Origin of the sequence: Bacillus salitolerans (assembly GCF_042680805.1) — a bacterium.
Taxonomy (GTDB): Bacteria; Bacillota; Bacilli; order Bacillales; family SA4; genus Bacillus_CJ; species Bacillus_CJ salitolerans.
Window position 1 is genome coordinate 50974 of the sequence record NZ_JBHUEM010000060.1, and the last position, 25240, is coordinate 76213.

Genomic DNA, 25240 nt, shown 5'->3' on the forward strand with positions numbered 1-25240 from the left:
TTAACTTCGTTCACAAATTTGTCAAACTTTTTTCGGGTAGAATAAAGCCTATTTTTATTCTTGATATATGGGACGAATGAAAAAAATGTCGAAATTGGCAGTAAATTCTTTATTTATATGAAGAAAAAACTCCATAACTTCTGTATAATTAAAGCTGTATACGATTGTAAGGGAAGAGAACAAAGGTAGAAGGTGAATCATATGCAACAGTCCAAACAGCTTAGACTCATATTAATCGTTTCGATGATTGTTGTTTTTACACTTATCATAATACTGGCTATAAAAACGAAGGTAATTTTAAATGAAGCCATTTTTGATGGTACAGCCGAGGAAAACACGATATCAATTCTTACATCAGATGTCATTGTGGATCAAAGCTGGGGAAGCTTAGCTTACAAGGGAAAGTTAATGATAGAAGAACAGTTCCCGGTTCGTGTAAGCCTTTATAGTGAAGTGAATACAAAAAAATTGATGAAGGAAAAGGTGATAGAGGCCATTCAAAATGATTCAAGTGTCATTATTGGACATGGAAGGGAATTTTCGGGTGTCTTTACAGAAATGGCACCAAACTATCCTTCTATTCAGTTTGTGACCGTTCATGGAAAAGCCATACACGACAACCAAACTGTTTATACATTTGATCAAGTAAATATTGAGTATTTTGCTGGATTGTCTGCAGCTCTCAAGACAAAAGCCAATACAGTTGGGGTTATTGATTCTATTCCAAATGAAGAAAAGCTGGGAGGCTTTGAGTTAGGGTTATTGCACTATAAGCCAGAAGTTACTCTTTTATATGACTATGTCGGAAGTCGTGATAATGGCGAAAAAGCGATTGAAATCATGGACCGATTTATTAGTCAAGGAGTGGACGTCATCTACTCGAAAGGAAATGGGTTTAATCGCAATGTCATTGATTATGCAAAAAAGAAGAACATCTTTGTCATAGGATATCTGGATGATCAATCATATATGGCAAAGGACATCGTTTTAACAAGTGTTTTAAATGATGTGTCACAGGTTTATGTAGCCATTATGAATGACCATTTTAGTAAGGTAGGTATTCCATCTGGCACCGTGGTGTTGAATGAGAAGGATGGGGTGTACAAGCTAGCACCATTTGGTCCCATGTTTTCAGAGGATGAGAAACAGTATATTCATCATGAAATTCAAAAGTTCTACGATGGGGAATTGTCCTTTTAAAAAGTAGATTAGGGGGGGAAGTTAATGAATCGAATTCAAAAAAATATGTCGTTCCGAAGTAAGATCGTAACAGTCCTCCTAATGATCACTGTTATATTAACTAGTTATTCCCTGTTCCTTGTTCATGATATTGAGAAAATCAACACTGTTAGCGAGAGCATCCAGGATACGAGTATACCTGAGCTCATTTGGTTATCGCATTGGGAAGAAGAACTAACGATAAAAAAATTCATGGTCCAAAATTATATAGATAATGATCTTTGTTGTAACTTCTCTGATACATATAAATCAACTGATGATAACGAATTTGCGCATATTCATGGAAAGGTTCCGGAAACGTTAGAAGATGTAAAAAGACAAGTTGCACTATTAGACTTTTTAATCGTGAATAATGTTCAAGGACTTGTCGAATTCGATGATAAGCTAGCGGCAAAGGAGTATATTGAAGCGACCTATCTTCCGAAATTGGAACAATTGAAGCAGGATATTGTCGATAGAAAGGAAGCATCATTTGGTTTTTTATCAACAAGAGCTGACAGATTTTCCGAGATTATACAACATTCACTATGGTTACTTTTATTATTGACCGTATCTTCCATTATTCTTTCCATCTTTTTTTCTTTTCGAATAAGTGCAAGTATCACTCGTCCGATTGAAGCGATGACGAAGAAAGTGGATCAAATTGCAAATGGGGATTATGGTTTAACGATAAACGAAAGAACTCAAGTAGAATTACAATACCTAACTCATTCGATTAATCAAATGTCGTTAAGATTGAAGGACTCGTTCCATACAATTATGATGGATAAAATGTATCGTGAACAAATTTTAAATTCATTACCGGTAGGAATTATAACGTATAATGATCAAACTGGTACTTATTCTTTAAATAGTACGGCTAAATGTTTGCTTGAAATAGAGGACCTTCTACTAAAGGATGAGGATGAAGAAAACAAGGCGTTTTGGAGGATTCTATCTTCAAAACAAATATGTAACAACATAAAGGTTACTTTTACATCTGAGCGAGGGATATTTACATTATTAGTTTCACAATCCTTTTTAGTGGATAGTCAGGGAAATGTCATTGGTAGAATTATGCATTTTGTTAACATTACAGAAACAGAAGAATTAGAGGAAAGAATGCATCAATCAGAGAAGTTGGCATTAGTTGGTGAAATTGCAGCAGGCGCTGCACATGAAATCCGAAATCCATTGGCTGTAATCCATGGGTTCATCTCCTTAATGAATCAATCTCTTTCTGAACAAGAAAAAGAACGATTTCAATTTCCTTTATTGATGAAGGAAATAGACAGGATTAATTTAATTATCGAAGAGATGCTTTTACAAGCAAAGCCTGGGGCACCCATATTAAAAGAAAGGTATATGGAAGATATTGTTCAGGAATTTTTACCATTAATACAACAGTGTATTGAAGGGGGCGACATAACGTTATCAGTCTCTTTGATAAGAGAGCCGGTTCTCGTTGATTCCAAACAAATGAAGCAAGTCTTCCACAATCTGATTCGAAATAGCATTGAGGCGATCGGTGATAATGGTAACATTATCATTTCTTCAAAAATTAACAACGGTTATTATAAAATTACCCTACAGGATGATGGTCCAGGTATTCCTGATTATATGAAGCAAAGAATATTTGAACCATTTTCAAGCTCAAAGGAAGAGGGAACTGGACTTGGTTTAACCATTGTTCAAAGAATCATTGAGAATCATAATGGTGATATTGAATTAATCGATTCTTCTGAAACGGGTACAACGTTCATCATTTCGTTGCCATTAAAAGATGCGATACCAACAACTGAGGCAGGAGCTTCATTGAATAGGATTGAAAAAAGTGTAACTGTATAACAGTTGCACTTTTCTTTTTGATTAAACGTATAAAAAAGTTTTCCGCCAGTGAATGGGCAAGTAACCTGGAATCCAAGCTGCAGCACCCAGCCACTCGAGGGTCAAATAACCCTAAAATGAGAAAAAAGGAAAAAGCACCCTTTTTCCTCATTTAGGAACATTTGCTCTGCCTGAGGCTAAACGGGGCGCCTTGAGCCTTGTTCCCTCGTATTCTATGATATGGTGCAACCAGTGTTTCTGTATTATAAAGTTTTTGGAAGGGAAGAGGAATACTTTATCCATGGGTAGAATACCTAATGAACAAGGAAAAGGGGGAAGAGAACATGAAGTTTCAAGACTATGAATATAGACGTCCTGTAAGGGAAGAAGTAGAATCACAGTTTAATGCATTATTACTTAACTTTGCAAATGCAGAATCGTTTGAGGCACAAAATGAGGCGATGAAAGAGATAAGCAGGCTGAGAAATGATGTAGATACTATGTTCAATCTCTGTTCGATTCGACATACCATTGATACAACAGATGAATTTTATCAAGCTGAACAAGATTATATGGATGAATTTCAGCCAGTTATGCAAGGTATGACGACAAAGTTTTACAAGGCACTTGTAGATTCAAAGTTTCGTAATCAGCTTGAAGACAAGTGGGGAAAACAATTATTTTCACTTGCTGAGGCTCAATTAAAAACATTCTCTGATGAAATTGTTGAAGATTTACAGCAAGAAAACAAATTAGCTTCAGAGTATACGAAACTAGTTGCTTCAGCGAAAATCCTATTTGATGGAGAAGAAAGAACGTTAGCCCAATTAACACCATATGTAGAATCAAAGGATCGTAATGTCCGTAAAGAAGCAAATGAAGCCCGATTTGGATTCTTTAAAGAGCATGAGGATAAGTTTGATGAGATTTATGATAAGCTAGTGAAGGTTCGTACGATGATCGCTAAAAAGTTAGGGTTCTCTAACTTTGTTGAGCTTGCTTATTTACGATTAGCTCGAACGGATTATAATGCCGATATGGTAAAGACCTTCCGTGATCAAGTGCATCAATTCATCGTCCCACTTGCATCAAAGCTCTATGAAAGGCAACGTGAACGTATTGGGGTAGATGCACTTAAATTCTATGATGAAGCTTTTAAGTTTCAAACGGGAAATGCTACTCCAAAAGGTAGTCCGGAATGGATTATCGAAAATGGGAAAAAAATGTATGAAGAACTTTCTCCAGAAACGCATGAGTTCTTCACGTATATGATTAAAAATAACTTAATGGATCTTGAGGCGAAGAAAGGGAAAGCAAGTGGAGGGTACTGCTCAATATTAGCGAACTATGGCTCACCTTATATTTTTTCAAACTTTAATGGCACATCAGGGGATATTGATGTATTAACCCATGAAGCGGGCCATGCATTCCAAGTGTATTCTAGCAGAAATTATGAGGTACCAGAATACTACTTCCCAACATATGAGGCTTGCGAGATACATTCTATGAGTATGGAGTTTTTTACGTGGCCATGGATGGAATACTTCTTTAAAGAAGAGACAGATAAATATAAATTCTCTCATTTAAGTGATGCCCTGCTCTTTTTACCATATGGTGTAGCAGTAGATGAATTCCAGCACTTTGTGTATGAAAATCCAGATGTAACTCCACAAGAGCGTAAGCAAGCTTGGAGTAATGTTGAAAGGAAATATCTCCCACAAAGAGACTATGATGGAAATAAGTATTTAGAAAACGGTGGTTTCTGGCAAAGACAGAGCCATATATACAATACGGCTTTCTATTATATTGATTATACTTTGGCTCAAATTTGTGCATTTCAATTTTGGAAGCGTTCAAGAGAAGAAAAAGAAGCAGCATGGAATGATTACTTGCACATTTGTAGCATCGGTGGTTCAAAGTCCTTTACTGATATTGTGAAGGAAGCTAACCTACTTTCTCCATTTGAAGACGGTTGTGTTCAATCTGTAGTAGGCGTGATCGATGAGTGGTTAAATAGTGTGGACGATAAAGCATTGTAGAATTTCATAAAGTAAATCCCCTGCCAGCCTAGCCTAGCAGGGGATTTTTGAATTTTTTTAGGAAGTATGAAAGTTTTCAGCAAAAGAATGGGCTAGTGACTTGGAATCCAGCTTCAGAGCCTTTTGCTCAATTATCCCATTGAAGGTACCCTAAAGTACAGAAGTGGATCTTTTTCATCGGCTGATATACAGCCGAGAGAGCGCAAGACTTCTTCAGCGAATGCTACGTAATTAGAGCCCGTGGATGTAATAATATTTTGATCTTTAACAAGAACTTGCTCCTGTGCATTCGTCCAGTTCATGTAATCTTTGTATTCATCATCAGACATGGTGATAGATGATGTATATTTCACTTCATCCAATATTCCTGCGACCCCTAATAAAACTGGTCCACCACAAATCGCTGCAATCAGTTTGTTTTCCCTATAGAAAGCCCGAACGATATTTATAAGTCTCTCATCATTTAATAAATAGGAGGGTGTACCTCCTGGAATAATAAGAGCTTCATATTCAATTGGATTTACTTCTTCAAGTGTTCGATCTGCGACGATGTTAAATTTCCCCTCAGATTTAATCGGTGTTCCCTTTTCCTTTTGAGAAAATGTTATGAGAGAAAACTCTGTACTACTAAGGCAAGTTGCTAAAATTGAAATCTCGAATTCCGCAAATGTATCATAGACAAATAATAATACCTTTTTCATCCTGTTCACCTACTATTATCCAAATTTAATAGATTTATAATATTTGAAAAATTTGTAAATAGCAAATGTAATGTAAAGTTTAATTATCTTTACAAAAAATTAATAGTCTGCAAATAATAGGGGAATCTTTCTATATTAAAATAGAATTGTCGAAAGCGGTAAAATAATGTCAGTCCGGGGGATTTCCTATATGCCACTAAAAAGAAGGAACACCATAGAAGTTACTAGTTTACTTGCATTATTTATTCTGGCTGTAATAGGGAATATAGTAAAAATCGAATTATTTTTAGGGATTCATATTGTGTTTGGCTCCATTTTTATTTATATTATGATTCAATATTTTGGTATAAGAACATCCGTAATTGCGGCTACTTTAACTGGCTTATGTACAGTCTATCTATGGGGTACTCCATTTGGGTTCCTATGGTATACGATGGAAGCCGTTTTTGTCGCTGTTGCTTATCATAAGTATAAAAGAAGTCTTATTTTTGGAGCCATTACTTACTATTTCATAATAGGTGTTCCGTTTTATATCATATTTAATTATATTCTTACTGATTTTGATTGGATTACAACGGTTCTTGTTTTATTAAAGCAAGGAATTAATACTTTATTAAATGTAGCAATAGCTCATATAATCATAATCCTTGTAGAGTTTTCTGGACTTTTTCCATCAAAACGAAGAGTCTCTCTTCAAACCATTATTTTAAATTTGCTATTAATATTTTTCCTAATACCTGTCGTTTATTCACTTATAAGTTTAAGTAAAATAGAGTTTAGAGAAACAGAAAATGCAATCCAGAACCAAATAGAAGAAGTTTCAGAGCGCCTTTCTGCTAGAATTGTTCAAGATTATCAGAACCATTTAACAGCAATAAATGGAATTGCCAATCGAGTGAAAAATCATGAACGGGGAGAATTACTTACAACCGATCTAATGCTCATGCAAGATACCTTTCCAGATTTCAAGGTTTTATATGTAAGTAATCAAAACAACCAAATTATTTTAAAAAACCAGCTATATGAATTAAAAGACTATAAAATTGATCCGTTATATAGCTTTTCAGAGCGTACCAAAAGGTCTAAACAGCCCTATCTTTCTGACGTTTTTCTAGCAGCAGAACCATATTCAGAGCCTGTTGTTACCTTAACAGTTCCAGTTGAAAAAAATATATATTCAACCCTTTATGTAGTGGGTGTTCTTAAACCAATCACTTTTTTAAAGGCGATACAGGCTACCAAAATGGACAAGATGCAGATCACAATCGTGGATCGAGAAAATCGTGTAGTTGCAACTAATGATAAACAACAAGAAATCATGGAACCTATTACATTGTCAAAATCGGAGTCTTATTTTCAGGAGTGGAAAGTGATGCCAATTGAGGGTGGAGTAAGGAATCCAGATGTATGGGCTAACTCTGGGTATAGTCAATTTAAACGACTAGACGGTGAAGTTCCATATGCTCTATATATCAAATTGCCAAATCAAGAGTTTGCCCATATATTGTACACTCGTTTTATCAAGTTGTTTCTAGTTGCAATATTTTTCTCAGGTGTTGCTTTAGTATTGTCTTATTTAGTTAGTAACTGGATACAGCAGTCTTTTAGAAAAGTGTCGGATTTAACTGATAACCTTCCAGCTAAGATTTCTCAAGATGTTAAAATTAATTGGCCAACTATGATGATCAAAGAAGTTGATAATATCGTTAGAAACTTTAAAAAAACAGAAAAAAAATTACGGGATATGTTTCATGAGGTCCTTTCAGCCCAAAAAAACCTTGAATTCCTTGCACACTATGATCAACTGACACACTTGTATAATCGTACATATTTAATGACTAAGTTTGAGGAAATAGTGGCAAAGGGGCCAATGAATCAAAAAATTGGAATTATATTTCTTGATTTAGATCGGTTTAAAATCATAAACGATACACTTGGACATGAATCGGGGGATTTGCTTCTAATTGAAGTATCGAGAAGGATTAAGGACATTTGTGAGGGGAAAGAGTTTATCATTTCAAGACAAAGCGGAGATGAATTTATCATTCTCATGCCTGGGATTACAAGCCACATAGAGCCGGAGTATATAGCGAAACAGACGATTCACTCGCTTTCGCTACCTTATACATTAAAGGAAAATGAGTATTTCCTTACTGCAAGCATAGGAATAAGCATGTACCCAGAGGATGGAAAAGACATCCATACCATTATTAAGAATGCAAGTATGGCGATGAACTATGCGAAGGAAAAAGGGAAGAATAATTATCAATTTTATAATGAGGAAATTATCAAACAAGTTCTATCAAAGGTCGAAATAGAAAGAGAATTACGCTATGCAATCGAACGGGATCAACTATTTTTGTATTATCAGCCACAAATTGATTTATTGACTGGAAATTTAAAGGGGGTAGAAACTCTTGTCCGTTGGATTCATCCAGAGTTAGGATTTATCTCTCCTGCTGACTTCATTCCAGTAGCAGAAGAATCTGGACTCATTATTAGAATTGGGGAATGGATTTTGCAAAAAGCTTGCGAAGACGCAAAGTCATGGCAGGAAGCTGGCTATAAACCGGTTAACATATCCGTCAATATCTCAATGAGTCAATTTTTACACAGTAATCTTATCCATTTAGTAAAGACATCTTTAGCAGAGAGCGGGCTTGAGCCACGATATTTAAAGCTTGAAATTACAGAAAGTGTGGCAATGTCACAGCCGGAACAAGTAATTACAAAGTTAGACCAATTAAAAACAATTGGTGTGGAGCTTGCTCTTGATGATTTTGGAACGGGGTATTCGTCACTCAATTATTTGAAGAAGCTTCCTGTTGATGTGTTAAAAATTGATCGGTCCTTCATACAGGAAATGGAGCATGATGAGGATGATATTACCATCGTTAAGGCACTGATTGAGGTTGCTCATAGTTTAGGTATGATAGTAATTGCAGAAGGTGTTGAAACACTTTCACAAAAAGAGATCTTAGAAAGAATCCATTGTGACCAATTACAAGGATATATTTTTAGTAAACCTCTTCCAAAACTAGAGATAGAAGGGCTGTTTGAAAGGGAACTATCTAGTCATGAAGAGGTACACCTACACTAAAAAACAAGCAGAGGCTTTATAAGCTTCTGCTTGTTTTGTTTAGTAAACGATCATTTGATAGTCATAAAATAAAGTGAAACTTCAATCAGTGGGGTTTTCTTCATCCTCAAATGATTGTTAAATGAGACTCGCACGATGTGGGTCTCATAGACGTTGCCACAGGGTGTGGCGATATTAGTCTGTGCTCCTATTATCCGGTTCTAACTGGCGTTTATCCCACAATTAAATCTTCATAAATTTTGAAGTGGGGGTCTTATCGCTACTTATAGCGGGATAAAAGGCAGTAGCTGAGATATTGGTTGAATGGTTAAAAGCGGACTATTGTTTTTGATGATTCCTCTCTAGGGGGAATGTGATCACCAAATATCGGCTTCTTTGCGCTACGTTCTAGCTTACCTCCGTTATAGTGCTTTCCATATTTTTTAACAAGTGTATAAGCTTCCTCGATTGAAGGAATGCTTCCATTTGCTTTATAAGTAAGAAAGTAGGCTTGTGATTTTCCGCCGTAAAAAACCCAACTGAAGAACCTCATTGCAAATTTATGGGGACCCTTGTCTCTAAATGGAACCATTGACTTGCTGTCCCATACTGACATGGTTAGTCCGTACCCTTCTGTTAAATGTCCCTTTAGTTCTGCGTACAATAGTCCTTCAGATTTCTTCATTTGTTTCATGACAAATTGGCTCACTATGGCATTCACAACCGTTTTCCAAGTGGTGAATTGCTCACCAAGTGTAATGGAAATAATCGCATCCTGTGGGAGAATTATATCCCTACTACCGAAGCTTAACAAGCCACCGAATTTGTCCTCTGGATTTGAGTGTGCAACAAACTTTTTCTTTTCCATGAAGGCTCACTCCCTTCTGTATGTCTATTGTAAGTGTATTCGACATGGTCAGAGAGAATCCTTTCATCGCTTAAAAGTTAGGAAAAAATTTACAGAGGAAATCACTCCTTCCAAGTACGTAGCTCCCCTTTTGCACGTCTTATGGTCATTTCTCCAACTACCTCTTTCCCGCACTCTTCCTGCAGCTTCCGAATAATATCCTTCCAATCCGTTTCAAATGGTAGAAACGGCATTGGTGAAACTTTTTGACAACCATTTACTCTTGTTTCAATTTCCATTATCGGTGAACCATTCATTTTTCCTTTCCTAACTTGCTCTATATGCCTGTATTGAATCTTGTGCCTAGTGAGTCCTAATTGTTTTAACGTAATCTCATCATTGTTCAAAATGATTCGTTGACTTTTGATGGCGAAAAATAGAATCGAACAAGCAAGAATGTAAAGTGAGCTTACTTTAAGAAACATAAACCAATTTTCAAGACCATCATCCTTGTAGATGTTAAGAATCGTACCAGCCATTAGGACGATTACATACACCATCGACATAATACTTAATACCCCGGTTGTTTTAGGAGTGAAAACTTTCTCGTTCAATCGCACTCTCTCCTTATATAGTAGTCTAGGAGAAATCCATAATATTCACTATTCCCGCCTGCTATAAAAGTATTCATGCATGACGAAGGACAAGTCGGCTCTAACTCATTTTGTTAATTCTATGGAGGGCGTAAATTCAAAATAAGGTTCATCAAGATGCACCTTTATAAGGTTTGGTTCAATTCGTACACACTTCATATCTAATTCCTCTTGATAAAAGATAAATAGTTATTCAAGGTCATTTGAGCACAAAACAACTTCTTGAATTCTCATGTTAATCCCCACTTAACCGTCCTCAAATTTTCTAAAGTTTTGAAGAGGGGGTATTAGCGCCAGTTAGAGCGGGATAAATTAATGGATTAGTTTTAATAGAATATGGGGTATATTGGTAATAGTCATTACTAATGAGAAGGTGAAAACATGAGAAGGACTTTAGTCTATATCTTAATTGTGCTTTTAATAGGGTGTTCTCGTTCCACGGATGAGATTCACGAAGTCACACTCCCAATCCGAGAAGTTCCCATTCAGAATGCTGAAATTATTGCATCAAATCTTGTCGTACCATGGGATATTGTAAAGACTGGCGAGGAGTACTTTGTAAGTGAACGAGGTGGAACCATTGTTCATATTGATCGTAAAGGAAATAAGACGAATATGTCTTTAGAGCTAAGTAAGGATGTCGCTGAATATGGAGAGGGTGGCCTACTAGGTTTTATCTTACATCCAGATTATCAAAAGAATGCTCTTGCCTACATTTATTATACGTATCAGGATAATGGAAATATTAATAATCAAATTGTAAAAGTAAAGAAGGAAGGATCCACTTGGATTGAAGAGAGCGTTCTACTCTCTGACTTACCTGGTGCAAGAATTCATAATGGAGGAAGAATCGAAATCGGCCCTGATCAAAAACTGTATGCATCTGTTGGTGATGCAGCAAATCCAGACAGTGCACAACAGCTGAATTCATTAGCTGGAAAGATTATTCGGATGAACTTAGATGGAACAATCCCAGAAAATAATCCGTTTGAGAATTCTTATATCTATTCATTTGGTCATCGGAATCCTCAAGGATTTGCATGGACTGAAGCTGGAGAGATGTATTCCGCTGAACATGGAGCAGAGGGACATGATGAAATAAACCGAATCTTACCTGGGCAAAATTATGGATGGCCACTTGTACAAGGAGACGAACAGAGGGAAGGGATGTTAGTTCCAATTTTCCATTCAGGAGAGGACACATGGGCACCTTCAGGCTTAGCTTATCAAGAAGGAAGGTTACTAGTTGCAGGATTAGCAGGGCAACAAATAAGGGTATTTGATTTACGTGAAAATGAATCGTTCCCACTGTATGAAGATATTGGAAGGATTAGAGATCTATTGGTCGTTGGTAAAGACTTATATATCATTACGAACAATACAGACGGAAGGGGTGTACCTGACGAGGATGATGATCATTTACTTAAGGTGAAGTTAGAATAACGATGCTACGATGTAGTATCGTTTTATTTTTATTTGTTTATAGGATGGTTTCTGAGTAAGGCAATTTTTGTTGAAATAGTAAATAAAAGGTACCTGTTTATTTAAAAAAATGATAAAACGATGTAAAATAGAGATTATAGAAAATTCAAGATTTTCGGTTTACTAAATGATTTTGAATGACTTTACATAAACGAATGAACATCATGTATGGAGGATCCAAAAATGAAAAAAGTGCTTGCGTATTTAAATCCATATCGAATTCCGGTCGTTATTGCTCTTTCTCTAATGTTAACGGAGCTCATTGTGGATTTACTTTTACCGTTATTAATGGCCAAAATAATCGATGACGGTATTCTTAAAGAGGATTTTTCTGTCGTATTAGTGTGGGGAGGCGTGATGGTTGGTCTATCGCTACTTGCGTTTTTGTCAGGAGTGACAAATTCGTTTTATGCATCTCACATTAGTCAAAGCTATGGTTATGACTTAAGGGAAGCTTTGTTCAAGAAAATCCAATCATTTTCTTTTGCAAACTTTAATCTGTTTCCAACCTCTTCTTTGATTACTAGACTTACAAATGATGTGACACAAATTCAAAATACGGTATTTATGAGTCTTCGAATTATGCTACGCGCTCCGCTTTTAATCATTGGTGGAGTCGTGATGGCACTAATTGTAGATGTGAAGCTTGGCCTTATGTTAGTTGTAACAGTCCCTATTTTATTTGTTTTCCTCGTCTGGGTAATGGGGAAAGGATGGGGGCTTTTCAGGTCTGTACAAGAACGTCTCGATAAGGTTAACAGTGTGATGAGGGAAAATCTAATGGCGATGCGCCTCATTCGAGCGTTTATGAGAAGAAACTTTGAAGTGAACCGGTTTAATCGAACGAACGAACAACTAATGGAGAAAACCGTTTCAGCCTTTCGTTTAATGGAAACGACGATGCCGATTTTATTATTAGTGATGAACCTTAGTATTATTGCTGTTTTATGGTTTGGTAGCTTTGAAGTTCAATCTGGTGATGCAAAGGTAGGAGAAGTAGTCGCAATTGTGAATTATGCAATGAGAATCACGATGGCCCTATCGATTTTTTCTTTTATCGTCATGGCATTTTCTAGGGCGAGAGCTTCGGCAAATCGAATTGAAGAGGTGTTAGTTACAGATATAGATTTAATAGATTCTGTTGACATTGATAAATCGGCTAGAATCGAGGCAGGGAAAATAGAGTTTCAGCATGTATCGTTTCAGTATCCAGGAACAAAAGCGCCTGTACTTGAAGACATTTCTTTTATAATAGAACCGGGGGAGACGGTTGCGATTTTAGGGGCAACTGGCTCTGGTAAAACCTCACTTTTTCAGTTAATACCTCGCCTATATGATGTAACGAAAGGAAAAGTGTTACTAGATGACCAAGACATTTCTTCGATGAAAATGAAGGATGTGAGGAGAAAAATCGGTTACGTGCCACAAGAAGCCCTTCTTTTCACTGGATCTGTCAAGCAGAATATCGCATGGGGTAAAGAGGATGCAACAATGGAGGAAATGATTCAAGCAGCAAAAGATGCACAAATCTATGAAACCATAGAAAAATTACCTTTGAAATTTGAGGCAATCTTAGGTCAAAAGGGTGTCAATTTATCAGGTGGACAAAAACAGCGTCTCTCTATTGCAAGAGCGCTTGTAAGAAAACCGAAGATTCTACTATTAGATGATAGTACAAGTGCTTTAGATTTAAAAACAGAAGGGAAGCTTTTAAACGCATTGAAGCGTTATTCCTGTACAACGCTCATTATCACACAGAAAATTAATACTGCCCTAGAAGCAGACAAGATTTTCCTGTTAGAGGATGGAAAATTAATTGCAAAGGGGAACCATGAATCCCTTCTGAGGGAATCTCCACTTTACCAAAAAATCTTTGAATCACAATTTAAAGAGGAGGTTCATCATGCTAGATCAGTTGACTAAGCCATTTAAGTACAAGAAATTACCAATCGATAAAGAACTACCAAGCGAGGTCAAAAAGAAGCAAAAAGCGAAAAATTGGAAGTCTACCATTTATCGAATATGGCACTATCTTGGAGTCAGGAAAGGGTTACTTGCACTTGTTATGTTCATGGTACTCATCAGCTCCGGTTTAGGCTTACTAGGACCATTCCTAATTGGGGTAGGGATTGATGACTATATTGTAACAGGTGATGAGAACGGGCTGATTTTTTTATTAGCTAGCTTAGCAGCTGTTTACTTGTTCTATTCGATCTCCTTGTGGCTTCAAAATATATGGATGGTTGGAATTGCGCAAGAGACCGTGTATACCATGCGTAATCAATTGTTCCATCAGCTTCACAAAGTACCCATTCCCTTTTTTGATAAGAGACAGCACGGAGAATTAATGAGTCGGGTTACAAATGATATGGAAAATGTGAGCTCTACTCTGAATAGCTCGGTTATTCAAATTTTCTCTAGTATCCTCACATTAGTAGGAACTGTTGTGGTGATGCTGTGGCTAAGTCCATTGTTAACGCTTATCACACTTACCATTGTGCCGGCTATGTTCCTTGGATTAAAGTGGATTACGAAAAGAACGGGGAGACTGTTTAAAGAAACACAGCGGAATCTAGGTGATTTAAACGGCTTTATTGAAGAAACCATTTCAGGTCAGCGAATTGTCAAAACGTTTTCGCAGGAAGATAAGGTGATTGCTGAATTTTTAGAGAAGAGTGAACGTCTAAAAGGCTCCGCATTCTGGGCTCAAACAATTTCTGGTTTTATTCCTAAATTAATGAACGTTCTAAACAATTTAAGCTTTGCGATTATTGCTGGTATTGGAGGTATATTTGCCTTAAATGGGATGATTACAATTGGGACCATTGTCATTTTTGCCGAGTATGCTAGACAGTTTACAAGACCTTTAAATGAGTTGGCTAACCAGTTCAATACACTATTATCAGCTGTGGCTGGAGCAGAGCGTGTTTTTGAAATTCTTGATGAACAAAAGGAAGAGCATGATGAATCAGATGCCGAAGATATTCTTGAAGTAAAGGGAGAGGTAGAATTTAAGGGTGTATCCTTCTCCTATGAGGATGGGGAGGATACTGTAAGCGGGCTTAGCTTCCATGTGTCACCCGGAGAAACTGTTGCATTAGTAGGTCCGACTGGAGCTGGAAAAACGACTGTTATCAATCTACTATCGAGATTTTATAATGTCGATAGCGGGACAATCTCGATAGATGGCAAAGACATTTCAAAGATTAGAAGAGAAAGTTTGCGTCAGCAGATGGGATTTGTTTTACAAGATTCTTATCTATTTGAAGGAACCATCAGGGAGAATATTCGATATGGGCGGTTGAATGCTACAGATGAAGAGGTGGAGGAAGCAGCTAAGCTTGCAAATGCTGATTCGTTTATTCGGAAGCTTTCTAGCTCATACGACACGGTTCTAAAACAGGATGGCTCAGGCATAAGTCAAGGTCAGCGACAGCTTCTATCAATTGCCCGAGCGATTCTAGCAAATCCATCTATCTTAATTTTAGATGAAGCAACAAGTAGTATTGATACAATTACCGAGCTGAAAATTCAAGAAGCGCTGGGACGGCTAATGAAGGGAAGAACAAGTTTTGTAATCGCTCACCGTCTAAATACCATTCAAAGTGCAGATGTCATTCTTGTATTAAAGGACGGAGAGATTATTGAACAAGGCTCTCATCAATCTCTACTAAACGAGCACGGATTCTATTATGACCTATATAATAGCCAGCTAGAAGAAGATGTTATGTAAAACAGGTACCAAAATGGTATCTGTTTTCTTTGAATTATTAAGAAGTATAATAGTTTTCAGCTAGGGAATGGGCTAGTGACTTGGAATCCAGCTCAGATGTTCCGAAATGAGTACAAGGGGAAAAGCGCCTTGTTTCTTATTTAGGAAATTTACTCAGCCCTGGGCCTTTTGTTCGCTAATACAATATGATGATATGTTTCACGTAAATGAAAGAACATATTATCATTCTTCAAGTAGGGAGCTGCCTGAAAAAACTTGTGTGCGCTCTAATCATATAAATGAATATAGCTCACCTGGGAAAAAAAGGATCAACAAGTCTTTCTACAATTGAGCGGTAATCATAAACCTAGATGTTTCCGTAAACCAAAAAGTTGATGATAAAATCAGGTTAGTTGCTGATAAATGCTTTGAAGCTGCTGATAATATTAGCAAAGTTGCTGATAACATAAAAAGTTGATGATAAATATGAAAAGTTGATGATAAAATCGGAAAGTTGCTGATAAATTTCAAGGAGTTGATGATAAAGTGAATGAAGTTGCTGGTAAACTTCTAAAATGATAAAAAAGACCATGCTTTTAATGGTCTGAACGTATTTTTTTTCTATTGTGATTCTGTTCATAAGTAAAATTCTACAAAGTCCAAAAAAGTAACCCTTTTTCAGTTAAATAATTGGTATTTTCCTAACATAAAACATAATTACACACTGCTCATGGACCTGGTACAAGCAATTCTAAAAAAATTCTATTCTTCGTTCTAAGCGAAGTCTAATCATCAAGTCTAGTTAAGGGCTCATAGCTTAATTGATCGAGTGTAGACGCAATCATTTCGTACCCTTTTTTGTTCGGATGAATACCATCGTTTGAAAGTAATTCTGTTTCATTATTTTTAAATATAGAGTAGAGATCTACTACTTTGATAGTTGGATGAGACGTTATTTTTTGCAATTCATGGTTATAGACATTTATCCATTTATCCATTAATCGTTCGTGTGGAAAAGGATTATAAAGGTTTGATATTCGTACGATAAATGGGCCCTCACATTCCTGAATAAACTGATCTACTGTTCGAACCATCGTGTGTAAGTTTTGAATGCTAGTCTTTAAAGCAGCGACAAGGATTTCTTTATTCTCCTCTAATAAATACCGTTTTGCTGCATCGATCATGTCATTCCCACCGGCTGTGATTGTAATCATATCAGCTTTCTTCACAGATTGCTGTACACATGTGCTATTTAATATGTCGATTACTTCACCGGTAGTGGCGCCCGTTTGGGCATATTTATGGATCACGACTCGTTTTTGCATGTGCTTTTGTGCATAATATTTGTACATTTCTACAAATCCACTCTCAAATAGTGGTATTCCCACACCCACAGTTAATGAGTCTCCAATTGCAATGTACTCAAGTGCTCCATTTTCCTGAAACATGTATGTTCCCTCCTTTATGTTCATTCACAGTATATGGACCATGAAAGAAATAGGTAACTTTCCCTAACATGGAAAATTTTTGTTGTCCAATTTGAATTTATAATTTATAATCTTTTTGAAGTATTAAAAAATTCAGAAAATAAGGAGGAAGATGATGGAAGCCTTTATTAATTGGTTAGTCGGTGTGCTTTGGAGTTCTCCAATGATTTATGGGTGTTTAGCTGTTGGACTTTTATTTTCAATCTTAACTCGTTTCTTGCAAGTGAGACACATCAAGCACATGTTCGTTCTTATGTTCAAAGGGAAAAGCTCAGATGCGGGAGTTTCTTCGTTCCAAGCACTTGCGTTAGCGCTTTCAGGTCGTGTAGGTACTGGTAATATTGCTGGTACAGCAACAGCGATTGCTTTTGGTGGACCAGGTGCAGTGTTCTGGATGTGGGCGATCGCTTTTATTGGTGCATCCAGTGCCTTTATTGAATCAACGCTAGCTCAAATCTATAAAGAGAAGCAAGACGGAGAGTACCGCGGGGGTCCTGCGTATTATATTGAAAAAGGCATTGGACTTAAGTGGTATGCCGTTATCTTTGCTATTTCGGCTTTACTAGCAGTAGGTATACTAATGCCAGGTATCCAATCCAATTCTATTGCACTTGCAGTAGATAATGCGTTTGGATTAAACACAAATATTACGGCGATTATCATTATTGCTTTACTAGCTGCAATTATCTTTGGTGGAGTTAAACGTATTGCGAAAACTGCAGCATATGTTGTACCTTTCATGGCGATAGGATATATTTTACTAGCCCTTATCATTATTGCTATGAATATTACGGAGCTACCAGCTGTTATAGGGCTAATTTTTAGAAGTGCATTTGCATTAGATTCTGCATTTGGAGGAATCATCGGTTTAGCCATTTCTTGGGGAGTTAAGCGTGGAATTTACTCGAACGAAGCAGGTCAAGGTACAGGTCCACACGCTGCTGCAGCTGCGGAAGTATCGCATCCTGCTAAGCAAGGATTAGTGCAAGCGGCATCTGTATATATTGATACACTTTTAGTATGTTCTGCTACAGCGTTCATGATTATATTTACAGGTATGTACAATACTCAAGCGGCAGATGGTTCCTTTATTGTTGAGAACTTAAAGGGGATAGCAGCAGGTCCTGCTTACACACAAGCTGCGATTGACTCTGTCATACCTGGATTTGGTTCTGGATTTGTTGCGATCGCCTTATTCTTCTTCGCATTCACGACTATTATGGCTTACTACTATATCGCAGAAACAAACATTGCGTACTTAACAAAAGGAAGAAATAGCAAGATCCCAATGCTAATTTTAAAGGTAGTATTACTAGCATCTACGTACTACGGAGCAGTAAAATCTGCCGATATGGCATGGGCGTTAGGAGATGTAGGTTTAGGCCTGATGGTATGGCTCAATATGATTGCCATCTTAATTTTAGCAAAACCTGCCCTTGCTACATTTAAAGATTATGAAGCACAACGGAAGCAAGGTCTTGACCCAGTATTTGATCCGGTTAAATTAGGGATTAAAAATGCAGACTATTGGGTAGATGAATATAAGTATGAAGGTGATGATCCATCTCCGAAAGGTAAGGATAAGTCCTTTACTGCATAATGAAAAAAGGTAAGCCTCGGCTTACCTTTTTTATTTTACGTTAAGAAAGTTTCTGGTGTTTAGTATATACAATGTTACGGCTACATCCAGCTCATGGCCGAGCGAAGATGAAATGCGACGATCTTTGCCATTTCATCTTACTCGAGGGAAAAGGAAAACTCACTTTTTCCTTGGTCAAATATCCTGTCATGAATAAAAGGGAAAACCACCTTTTTTATGACAGAACATTTGCTCTGACTTAGGCTAAACGGGGCGCCCTGAGCCTTTTGTTCTGAAGAAACGAATTCCAGCAGAAAGCTGCTGTTAACAGTTGGAAGTTGCGATAAAAATGAATGGGTCGATAAAGAGGAGGAGGTCGGCTTGCTGATAATCGGTACAACACAACCGAAAAGATAAAGAAAATCACAAAAAAGTTCAAGAACATTTAATAAAAATACAAAACTAACAGGAATTTACAGTAAAACGAATGAAATGATAAAAAATCAATAAATACGTCAAACTCCGTGATATCAGTATCGGATAACTAGTGCAATTGAACCGTCCTAAACAAGGAATTACCTATTAAAATAGCGAAGTAATCAGAAAAAGAGATGGAGGTCTTACGTATGTTTCAAAGTTGGAGAAAGCTCATTGAAGAGGAGTTATCAGGTAGACAAGCTTTTCGATACGCAGACCGGATTGCCCAGTATCATCGAATACAAGCATCTCCAGGGTACAGGCAAGCTGCCAGAGAGGTTATTGAACTGCTCAAAAGGGATCATGTAGATGCAGAATTAATTTCCTATCCAGCCCAATATGGTGAGCGATTTCTTTCACATTTTTCATTTCAAGAATGGAAATGCGAAAGTGCAGAGCTTTGGGTAGAGGGACCGAATCGGAGGAGAATCGCTCGGTTTGAAGAAGAAGAAATATCCGTTATTCAGCGTAGTATCTCAACCGGACTAGAAGGAGTAAAGGCAGAGTTAGTTGTGATTGAGAATGCAGAGGATGAAAAAAGCTATATAGGGCTTGACCTGGAAGGGAAAATTGCACTTGTTCGTGGGAATCAATTTATCGTCCATGCATTAGCGGTTGAAAAATATAAATGCAGAGGGCTAATCTTTGACAATCTGGCTGAATTCAGACCGATCCGTTCAAGGAAGGATATGCCAGATGCGAGGCAATACACATCATATTGGTGGCACCAGCAAGAAGAGGTGAAATCGTTTGGTTTTGTCGTATCACCAAGAATTAGCGAAGAGCTTAGACAATTAGCGAAAACTCAAACCGTGACTTTACAGGCATCTGTCAAGTCAGAGCTATATGATGGTCAATTTGAAAATATTGAATACTTTATACCAGGTAAACAGGATAAAGAAATTCTGATTGTCAGTCATCTTTGTCATCCATATCCAGGTGGTCAGGATAATGCATCTGGGCCCGGGACCTTAATGGAAGTGATGAGAACGTTAACACGGTTAATCAATAAAGGACTCCTTCCAAAACCTGACCTTGGTATTCGCTTTCTAATGATGCCTGAAATGACGGGGACCTGTGCTTATTTTCACTTGCACCCGGAGCGAATCACAAAGACGGTTGCAGCTTTGAATTTAGATATGGTAGGTGCTGATCAATCAAAGGGTGGAGGACCTTTATGCATCGAGCAGCCACCACTTTCAACACCTACATTTGTGGACAGATTTGTTTATTCACTCGTTTCAGATCTGTCAAAAAATACGTCTACCTTTACTGGAACTACTGAGTATAGCACAACCCATTATGAAAAAACTCGTTTTTCTGGAGGAAGTGATCATTACATCATTTCAGATCCGACAATTGGAATACCTTGTCCTATGCTTATTCAATGGCCAGACAAGAATTATCATACCACTCTTGATTCTACAACTCATTTAGATCCCAACATGATGAAGCTAGTAGGAACTGTAGCAGCCTTATATAGTTATGGATTAGCAAATGGAGAAGAAATGGATTGGATGGCTTACGCTTCTAATCATTCAGATGAGATATCTTCTTACCTCATAGATTCGAAAAAATGGTTAATGAACAGAAATTTCTCAAAAGAAACCATAAAACAGGCTTTATCTTTCTTTATTGGATATGAGGAAGCAGCCTTCTTACAACTAGAAGAATATGCACGCTTGCGCGGGTTTACTCGTTTGCTAGAACATACGAAGGTTTTGAAGGATTTTAATACAAGACAGACATCACTTGTAACAGAAATGGCTGAATATGAACTTAGCTTCAAACAGCATCCTTCCGAAGTGGACGAAATAGAAGACTGGATGAACCGTGTGTATGTTCGAAAATATAAGGGGCCTATTCGCCTTGGAGATGAGGTGAAGCAATTAACGAAAGATGAGCGTCTTCATTGGTTAAAAGAGATTGAACCAAGCGTTCCAAGCGGATACTCAGATTTCTTATTTTATTGGATGAATGGTGAGCGGACGATGGAAGAGATCTTGGAGCTGACAAAATATGAAACATCACAATACTACCCAGACTACGCGAAAAAGCTAATGGAAATATGCCTGTCATTACACATCATAACTGAGAGAAGGAAGGGTACTTGATGACAAAACTACATGAATTGGATACACCTACGCTATTACTAGATATTAAAAAGCTAGAAAAAAATATAAACACAATTGCATCTTTTACAGAGGAAAATGGCTTAGCCTTGAGGCCACATATTAAAACACACAAGTCTATCCATATTGCCAACATGCAAATAGAATCAGGAGCTGTGGGCATCACGACTGCAAAAGTAAGCGAGGCAGAGGTGATGGCTGCTGGTGGAATCAAGGATATATTGATTGCCTATCCTATTTCAAGCCATCAAAAGATTCATAAATTGGTGCAACTATTAATGATTGGGGTTTCTTTGAAAATAGCCGTTGATAATACTGATCAATTGCGATATTTGCAGCAAGAGTTAGAACATTCTCCATATAAGCTAGAAGTATGGATTAAAGTGAATTCTGGCTTACATCGTTGTGGTGTAGAACCTGGAGTAGAGGCAGTAAAGTTAGCAAAGGAAATTATGTCATATAACAAGCTTGAACTAGGAGGGATTTTCACTCATGCCGGACATTCGTACGCGGCAAATTCTATAGAAGAAATTGACGCAATCGGTGTTTCCGAAGGCAAAGCGGTAGTTGATAGTGCGAACGATTGTGAACGGGAAGGAATTCCCATTCGAGTGAGAAGTGTGGGGTCTACACCAACTTACCGTACGGCAGGTAAGGTACCTGGTATTACAGAAGTGAGACCAGGGAATGCAGTGTTCTTTGATTCCATTCAAGTCGGTCTTGGGGTTGCAAGCTTCGATAACTGTGCCTTATCACTGCTCTCGTCAGTTGTGGGAGAGTATAAAGATCGAATTGTGCTTGATACTGGAAGCAAATCTCTCTGTTTAGATAAAGGAGCACATGGGAATGAAACGGTGAAGGGGTTTGGATCCATCGTTGGTCATCCGGAGGTAACGATTGCACGTTTATCGGAAGAGCATGGTGTAGGGACTTTTACTCAAAGGACGACCTTAAAGTTAACTGACAAAGTCCAAATCATACCGAACCATGCATGTACCGTTGTAAACCAATTTCAAGAATATGTTGTGCATGATGGAGAAAAAGTGGTAGATTTATGGAAGATTGATGCTAGAGGAATGGTTAAATAACATATAAGGAGCTAAAGAATTGTAGCAAGTGAAGAAGGGAAGTTTCGCATTTGAAAGCTAGTATAAAACAAAATATATTATTAAGTTTCGTATTTTCGATGTTCAGTGTTGTCGCTATTTTAGTGCTACTATGGGTCCAAGGTATAACACCTAGTAATTTACCAGAAGGAGTAGAGATTCCAGAAATTTCACCTGTGTTAATAATGGTTGTATCAAGTATTCAATTTTTTATCACGACCTTCGTAATGAGTCTTGTGGGTTTAACATTAGCACCAAAGGTTAACTTACATCTCCCATTTTTTCAATCGTTAGTGGATAAAAGTAATACGTTTACGTGGTCTAGGAAATGGATCATCATCTCCATCCTTGGAGGATGTATTGGATTTATTTCGTTAGCTTTAATGGATAAGTATGTTTTCCAGCCATTTGTACCTGAATTTGGTGAAGTAGCCGAAACGGTATGGTACAAAGGTTTGCTTGCGGGAGTGCTGTACGGCGGGATTTGGGAAGAAATAGCCATTCGCCTGTTCTTAATGACATTGATCATCTGGATTGTATCAAAAATATTTAGAAAAAAGGCAGATAATATCCCTGCATGGGTCTATTGGTTTGGGATTATTTTTGCAGCCATCATGTTTGGTATAGGTCACTTACCAGCTACCCAGGCTTTAGTGGGAACTTTAACAACAGCCATTGTAATAAGAGCCATTGTTTTAAATGGTGTAATTGGTGTATTCTGTGGGTACCTTTATTGGAAAAAAGGGTTAATCTATGCCATCATTGCTCATGCATTTGTACATATTTTTCATTATGGAATACTTGTTCATATATTATAAAACAGGAACAGGCTGAAAATAGAAGCTCAGCCTGTTTTTTTGTAAAAATCCTGGTTTTATCTACTCAGAATGGCAAAACCATACGGTTCAAGGTCTATTGCACTAGAAGTAATACTTTTACCATTCCATAGATTTTGTAGAGGCGAAGACATCTCCTTTGGCAATAAGACTGTTCTTGCTTCATCAGAATTGTTAATAACAAAATATAGATAGTCATTTTGGTAAGATTTTTGATAAATAATATAATTTTCGGCATCATTTGCTTCAATAAACGTGAATTGTCCTTTATTTCCGAAAGCGGGAATGGTTTTACGGAAATGAATCAGCTTTGACACATACGTAAAGAGTTCTCGGTCTTGCTTGTCTTTATCCCAAACCATGCACTTTCTGCAACCAGGATCCTGTCCACCAGTCATACCGATTTCATCTCCATAGTAAATACAAGGAGAGCCTTGGAAGGAAAGCTGAAATAAATAAAGTAACTTCACCTTTTCGATAGAATCATGACAAATCGTTAAAATTCTAGGAGTGTCGTGACTATCCAATAGGTTGAATTGAACTTCATTCACATTGTTAGGATACATGTGTAATACATTTGAGATGATATTGGCAAACTCGGAAGACTTCACTTCATTCTTGGCAAAGTATTGAAGGGCTGCGTTCGTAAATGGATAGTTCATGACTGCATCAAACTGGTCCCCTTGTAACCATGGCATGGAGTCGTGCCAAATTTCTCCGAGAATGTACACATCAGGTTTAATATCCTTGACTGCCTTTCTAAATTCACGCCAAAACTGATGGTCAACCTCGTTTGCTACATCTAATCGCCAGCCATCGATATTAAATTCTCGAACCCAATAACGTCCTACCTCTAATAAATATTCCTTCACTTGCGGGTTTTCCGTATTAAGCTTCGGCATACTAGGGACAAAAGCAAATGTGTCGTAATTAGGACGTGGCTCTGTCTTAAGAGGAAACTCGTTTATATGGAACCAATTTTTATACATTGAGTTTTCTTCATTCTTTAATACATCTTGAAACGGTTCAAAGTAATAACCACTGTGGTTAAATACGGCATCAAGCATTACCTTTATCCCGTTTTTGTGACACGTATCGACAAGATGCCTAAATGTCTCCTTATTGCCAAACTGTTCATCAATGTCCATATAGTCAATTGTGTCGTACTTATGATTAGAGTATGCTTTGAAGATGGGTGTAAAATAGATGCCCGTAATCCCAAGCTCGACTAAATAATCAATATGGTCAATGACTCCTTGAAAATCACCACCGAAGAAGTTCTTCCCTGTTGGTTCAGTAGTACCCCATGGTAAAGTTCCAGGAGGATCATTCGATGGGTCACCATTCCCAAATCTCTCAGGAAATATTTGATACCAAACCGTATCCTTTACCCATTCTGGTGCGTTAAATACATCTGCTTCATTTAAAAAAGGAAAACAAAAATAATAGGCTGTATCATCAAGTGGCTTTTCTTCGTAGAAGCCTTTTTCAGTGTAATATATAGTTTCATTTCTATTCGTTAATGTAAAACCATAACGAAGACGGCGGCATTCAGGCTTGATGGCCGAAAACCAGTAATCAAACAAAGCATCCGATCCACTTTTGTTCATATTTATCTCGAATGTTTGCCACCTATGTTTTCCTGGTTCATCTTCCTTCCAGTCATATGGATCTCCATAAATAAGTCGAACCGAATCAACGTCATTCTTTTTTGTGCGTAATCTAATATGTAATGTTTCTTTGTCATAGGCATAGGCATAATTATTTTTGGGCCTATGATAAACCGCTTCCTTTAGCATTCTCACCATCATCCTCCTAAAGTGCAATCGTTTGCTTAATTAATAGGTTAGAATAAGCGAAAATGAAAGTCAATTTGTTTTCTTGATGAGAAGAAATGTTCAATAGAAGAGACTAGTAGGATGAAAAAATCCATAAGAAAAATGTATATGTCGTATACATTCAAGGGGAATTTATTATAGAAAAAATTAGGATAAAATAGTTGTCAAAAATGAAATAGGCTGTATAATTAAAGCTAGGTTAATCAGTGCAACCGTTTTCAAAAGTG

16 protein-coding genes are annotated in these 25240 nt (G+C 37.3%); 11 read left to right on the forward strand and 5 right to left on the reverse strand.

All coding sequences use genetic code 11. The features are described 5' to 3' along the window. The first annotated feature begins 201 nt into the window (after positions 1-201). The 3 genes from ACFSCX_RS25490 (at position 202) to ACFSCX_RS25500 (ending at position 5084) form a co-directional block, all read left to right on the forward strand. The gene (locus ACFSCX_RS25490) at positions 202-1200 is read left to right on the forward strand and encodes a BMP family ABC transporter substrate-binding protein (RefSeq protein WP_377931088.1); all 999 of its coding nucleotides are present in this window, start codon (positions 202-204) and stop codon (positions 1198-1200) included. 24 nt (positions 1201-1224) lie between these two features. Continuing rightward, entirely contained in the window at positions 1225-3066 is a 1842-nt protein-coding gene (locus ACFSCX_RS25495; RefSeq protein WP_377931089.1) for a sensor histidine kinase, read from the forward strand. Between the two features lie 323 nt (positions 3067-3389). Beyond that, positions 3390-5084: a M3 family oligoendopeptidase gene (locus ACFSCX_RS25500; RefSeq protein ID WP_377931090.1), complete on the forward strand. Its 1695-nt coding sequence runs from the start codon at positions 3390-3392 to the stop codon at positions 5082-5084. A 131-nt stretch (positions 5085-5215) separates the two neighbouring features. On the opposite strand, the gene ACFSCX_RS25505 is transcribed toward ACFSCX_RS25500, so the two are convergent. After that, positions 5216-5785: a DJ-1/PfpI family protein gene (locus ACFSCX_RS25505; RefSeq protein WP_377931091.1), complete on the reverse strand. Its 570-nt coding sequence runs from the start codon at positions 5783-5785 to the stop codon at positions 5216-5218. A 190-nt stretch (positions 5786-5975) separates the two neighbouring features. Here ACFSCX_RS25505 and ACFSCX_RS25510 point away from each other — a divergent pair, with 190 nt between their 5' ends. Then, positions 5976-8885 carry a bifunctional diguanylate cyclase/phosphodiesterase gene (locus tag ACFSCX_RS25510; RefSeq protein WP_377931092.1) on the forward strand — a complete coding sequence of 970 codons (2910 nt, stop codon included), beginning with the start codon at positions 5976-5978 and terminating at the stop codon, positions 8883-8885. 307 nt (positions 8886-9192) lie between these two features. Here ACFSCX_RS25510 and ACFSCX_RS25515 read toward each other — a convergent pair whose 3' ends face one another. Then, complete coding sequence (locus ACFSCX_RS25515; RefSeq protein ID WP_377931093.1) at positions 9193-9732, reverse strand: hypothetical protein; 540 nt, start codon at positions 9730-9732, stop codon at positions 9193-9195. A gap of 101 nt (positions 9733-9833) precedes the next feature. Beyond that, complete coding sequence (locus ACFSCX_RS25520; protein ID WP_377931094.1) at positions 9834-10325, reverse strand: hypothetical protein; 492 nt, start codon at positions 10323-10325, stop codon at positions 9834-9836. 420 nt (positions 10326-10745) lie between these two features. Here ACFSCX_RS25520 and ACFSCX_RS25525 point away from each other — a divergent pair, with 420 nt between their 5' ends. From ACFSCX_RS25525 to ACFSCX_RS25535, 3 genes are all read left to right on the forward strand, one after another. Next, positions 10746-11807 carry a PQQ-dependent sugar dehydrogenase gene (locus tag ACFSCX_RS25525; RefSeq protein ID WP_377931095.1) on the forward strand — a complete coding sequence of 354 codons (1062 nt, stop codon included), beginning with the start codon at positions 10746-10748 and terminating at the stop codon, positions 11805-11807. A 222-nt stretch (positions 11808-12029) separates the two neighbouring features. Beyond that, positions 12030-13769: an ABC transporter ATP-binding protein gene (locus ACFSCX_RS25530; RefSeq protein WP_377931096.1), complete on the forward strand. Its 1740-nt coding sequence runs from the start codon at positions 12030-12032 to the stop codon at positions 13767-13769. After that, positions 13750-15579: an ABC transporter ATP-binding protein gene (locus ACFSCX_RS25535; protein ID WP_377931097.1), complete on the forward strand. Its 1830-nt coding sequence runs from the start codon at positions 13750-13752 to the stop codon at positions 15577-15579. Before ACFSCX_RS25530 ends, ACFSCX_RS25535 begins: the two co-directional genes overlap by 20 nt. Positions 15580-16343: 764 nt before the next feature. On the opposite strand, the gene ACFSCX_RS25540 is transcribed toward ACFSCX_RS25535, so the two are convergent. Then, entirely contained in the window at positions 16344-17006 is a 663-nt protein-coding gene (locus tag ACFSCX_RS25540; RefSeq protein ID WP_377931098.1) for a GDSL-type esterase/lipase family protein, read from the reverse strand. 154 nt (positions 17007-17160) lie between these two features. Between ACFSCX_RS25540 and ACFSCX_RS25545 the strand changes: the two genes are divergently transcribed. The 4 genes from ACFSCX_RS25545 (at position 17161) to ACFSCX_RS25560 (ending at position 23157) form a co-directional block, all read left to right on the forward strand. Beyond that, complete coding sequence (locus ACFSCX_RS25545; protein ID WP_377931099.1) at positions 17161-18645, forward strand: alanine/glycine:cation symporter family protein; 1485 nt, start codon at positions 17161-17163, stop codon at positions 18643-18645. Positions 18646-19250: 605 nt separating this feature from the next. Beyond that, positions 19251-21215, forward strand: coding sequence for a DUF4910 domain-containing protein (locus ACFSCX_RS25550; RefSeq protein ID WP_377931100.1), 1965 nt, complete (start codon positions 19251-19253; stop codon positions 21213-21215). Continuing rightward, the gene (locus ACFSCX_RS25555; protein WP_377931101.1) at positions 21215-22321 is read left to right on the forward strand and encodes an alanine racemase; all 1107 of its coding nucleotides are present in this window, start codon (positions 21215-21217) and stop codon (positions 22319-22321) included. The genes ACFSCX_RS25550 and ACFSCX_RS25555 overlap by 1 nt, the downstream gene beginning before the upstream one ends. Before the next feature lie 50 nt (positions 22322-22371). After that, a complete protein-coding gene (locus ACFSCX_RS25560) occupies positions 22372-23157 on the forward strand; it encodes a CPBP family glutamic-type intramembrane protease (protein WP_377931102.1) in 786 nt (261 codons plus the stop codon). Between the two features lie 56 nt (positions 23158-23213). Here ACFSCX_RS25560 and ACFSCX_RS25565 read toward each other — a convergent pair whose 3' ends face one another. After that, positions 23214-24974 carry a glycoside hydrolase family 13 protein gene (locus ACFSCX_RS25565; protein ID WP_377931124.1) on the reverse strand — a complete coding sequence of 587 codons (1761 nt, stop codon included), beginning with the start codon at positions 24972-24974 and terminating at the stop codon, positions 23214-23216. Between the last annotated feature and the right edge of the window lie 266 nt (positions 24975-25240).

Bases quoted from the DNA above. Each gene is read 5' to 3' on its own strand.
- ACFSCX_RS25540 (WP_377931098.1), bottom strand. From the start codon at position 17,006: ATGTTTCAGGAAAATGGAGCACTTGAGTACATTGCAATTGGAGACTCA.
- ACFSCX_RS25565 (WP_377931124.1), bottom strand. From the start codon at position 24,974: ATGCTAAAGGAAGCGGTTTATCATAGGCCCAAAAATAATTATGCCTAT.
- ACFSCX_RS25525 (WP_377931095.1), top strand. From the start codon at position 10,746: ATGAGAAGGACTTTAGTCTATATCTTAATTGTGCTTTTAATAGGGTGT.
- ACFSCX_RS25535 (WP_377931097.1), top strand. From the start codon at position 13,750: ATGCTAGATCAGTTGACTAAGCCATTTAAGTACAAGAAATTACCAATC.
- ACFSCX_RS25515 (WP_377931093.1), bottom strand. From the start codon at position 9,732: ATGGAAAAGAAAAAGTTTGTTGCACACTCAAATCCAGAGGACAAATTC.
- ACFSCX_RS25545 (WP_377931099.1), top strand. From the start codon at position 17,161: ATGGAAGCCTTTATTAATTGGTTAGTCGGTGTGCTTTGGAGTTCTCCA.
- ACFSCX_RS25505 (WP_377931091.1), bottom strand. From the start codon at position 5,785: ATGAAAAAGGTATTATTATTTGTCTATGATACATTTGCGGAATTCGAG.
- ACFSCX_RS25500 (WP_377931090.1), top strand. From the start codon at position 3,390: ATGAAGTTTCAAGACTATGAATATAGACGTCCTGTAAGGGAAGAAGTA.
- ACFSCX_RS25495 (WP_377931089.1), top strand. From the start codon at position 1,225: ATGAATCGAATTCAAAAAAATATGTCGTTCCGAAGTAAGATCGTAACA.
- ACFSCX_RS25550 (WP_377931100.1), top strand. From the start codon at position 19,251: ATGTTTCAAAGTTGGAGAAAGCTCATTGAAGAGGAGTTATCAGGTAGA.
- ACFSCX_RS25490 (WP_377931088.1), top strand. From the start codon at position 202: ATGCAACAGTCCAAACAGCTTAGACTCATATTAATCGTTTCGATGATT.
- ACFSCX_RS25530 (WP_377931096.1), top strand. From the start codon at position 12,030: ATGAAAAAAGTGCTTGCGTATTTAAATCCATATCGAATTCCGGTCGTT.
- ACFSCX_RS25510 (WP_377931092.1), top strand. From the start codon at position 5,976: ATGCCACTAAAAAGAAGGAACACCATAGAAGTTACTAGTTTACTTGCA.
- ACFSCX_RS25555 (WP_377931101.1), top strand. From the start codon at position 21,215: ATGACAAAACTACATGAATTGGATACACCTACGCTATTACTAGATATT.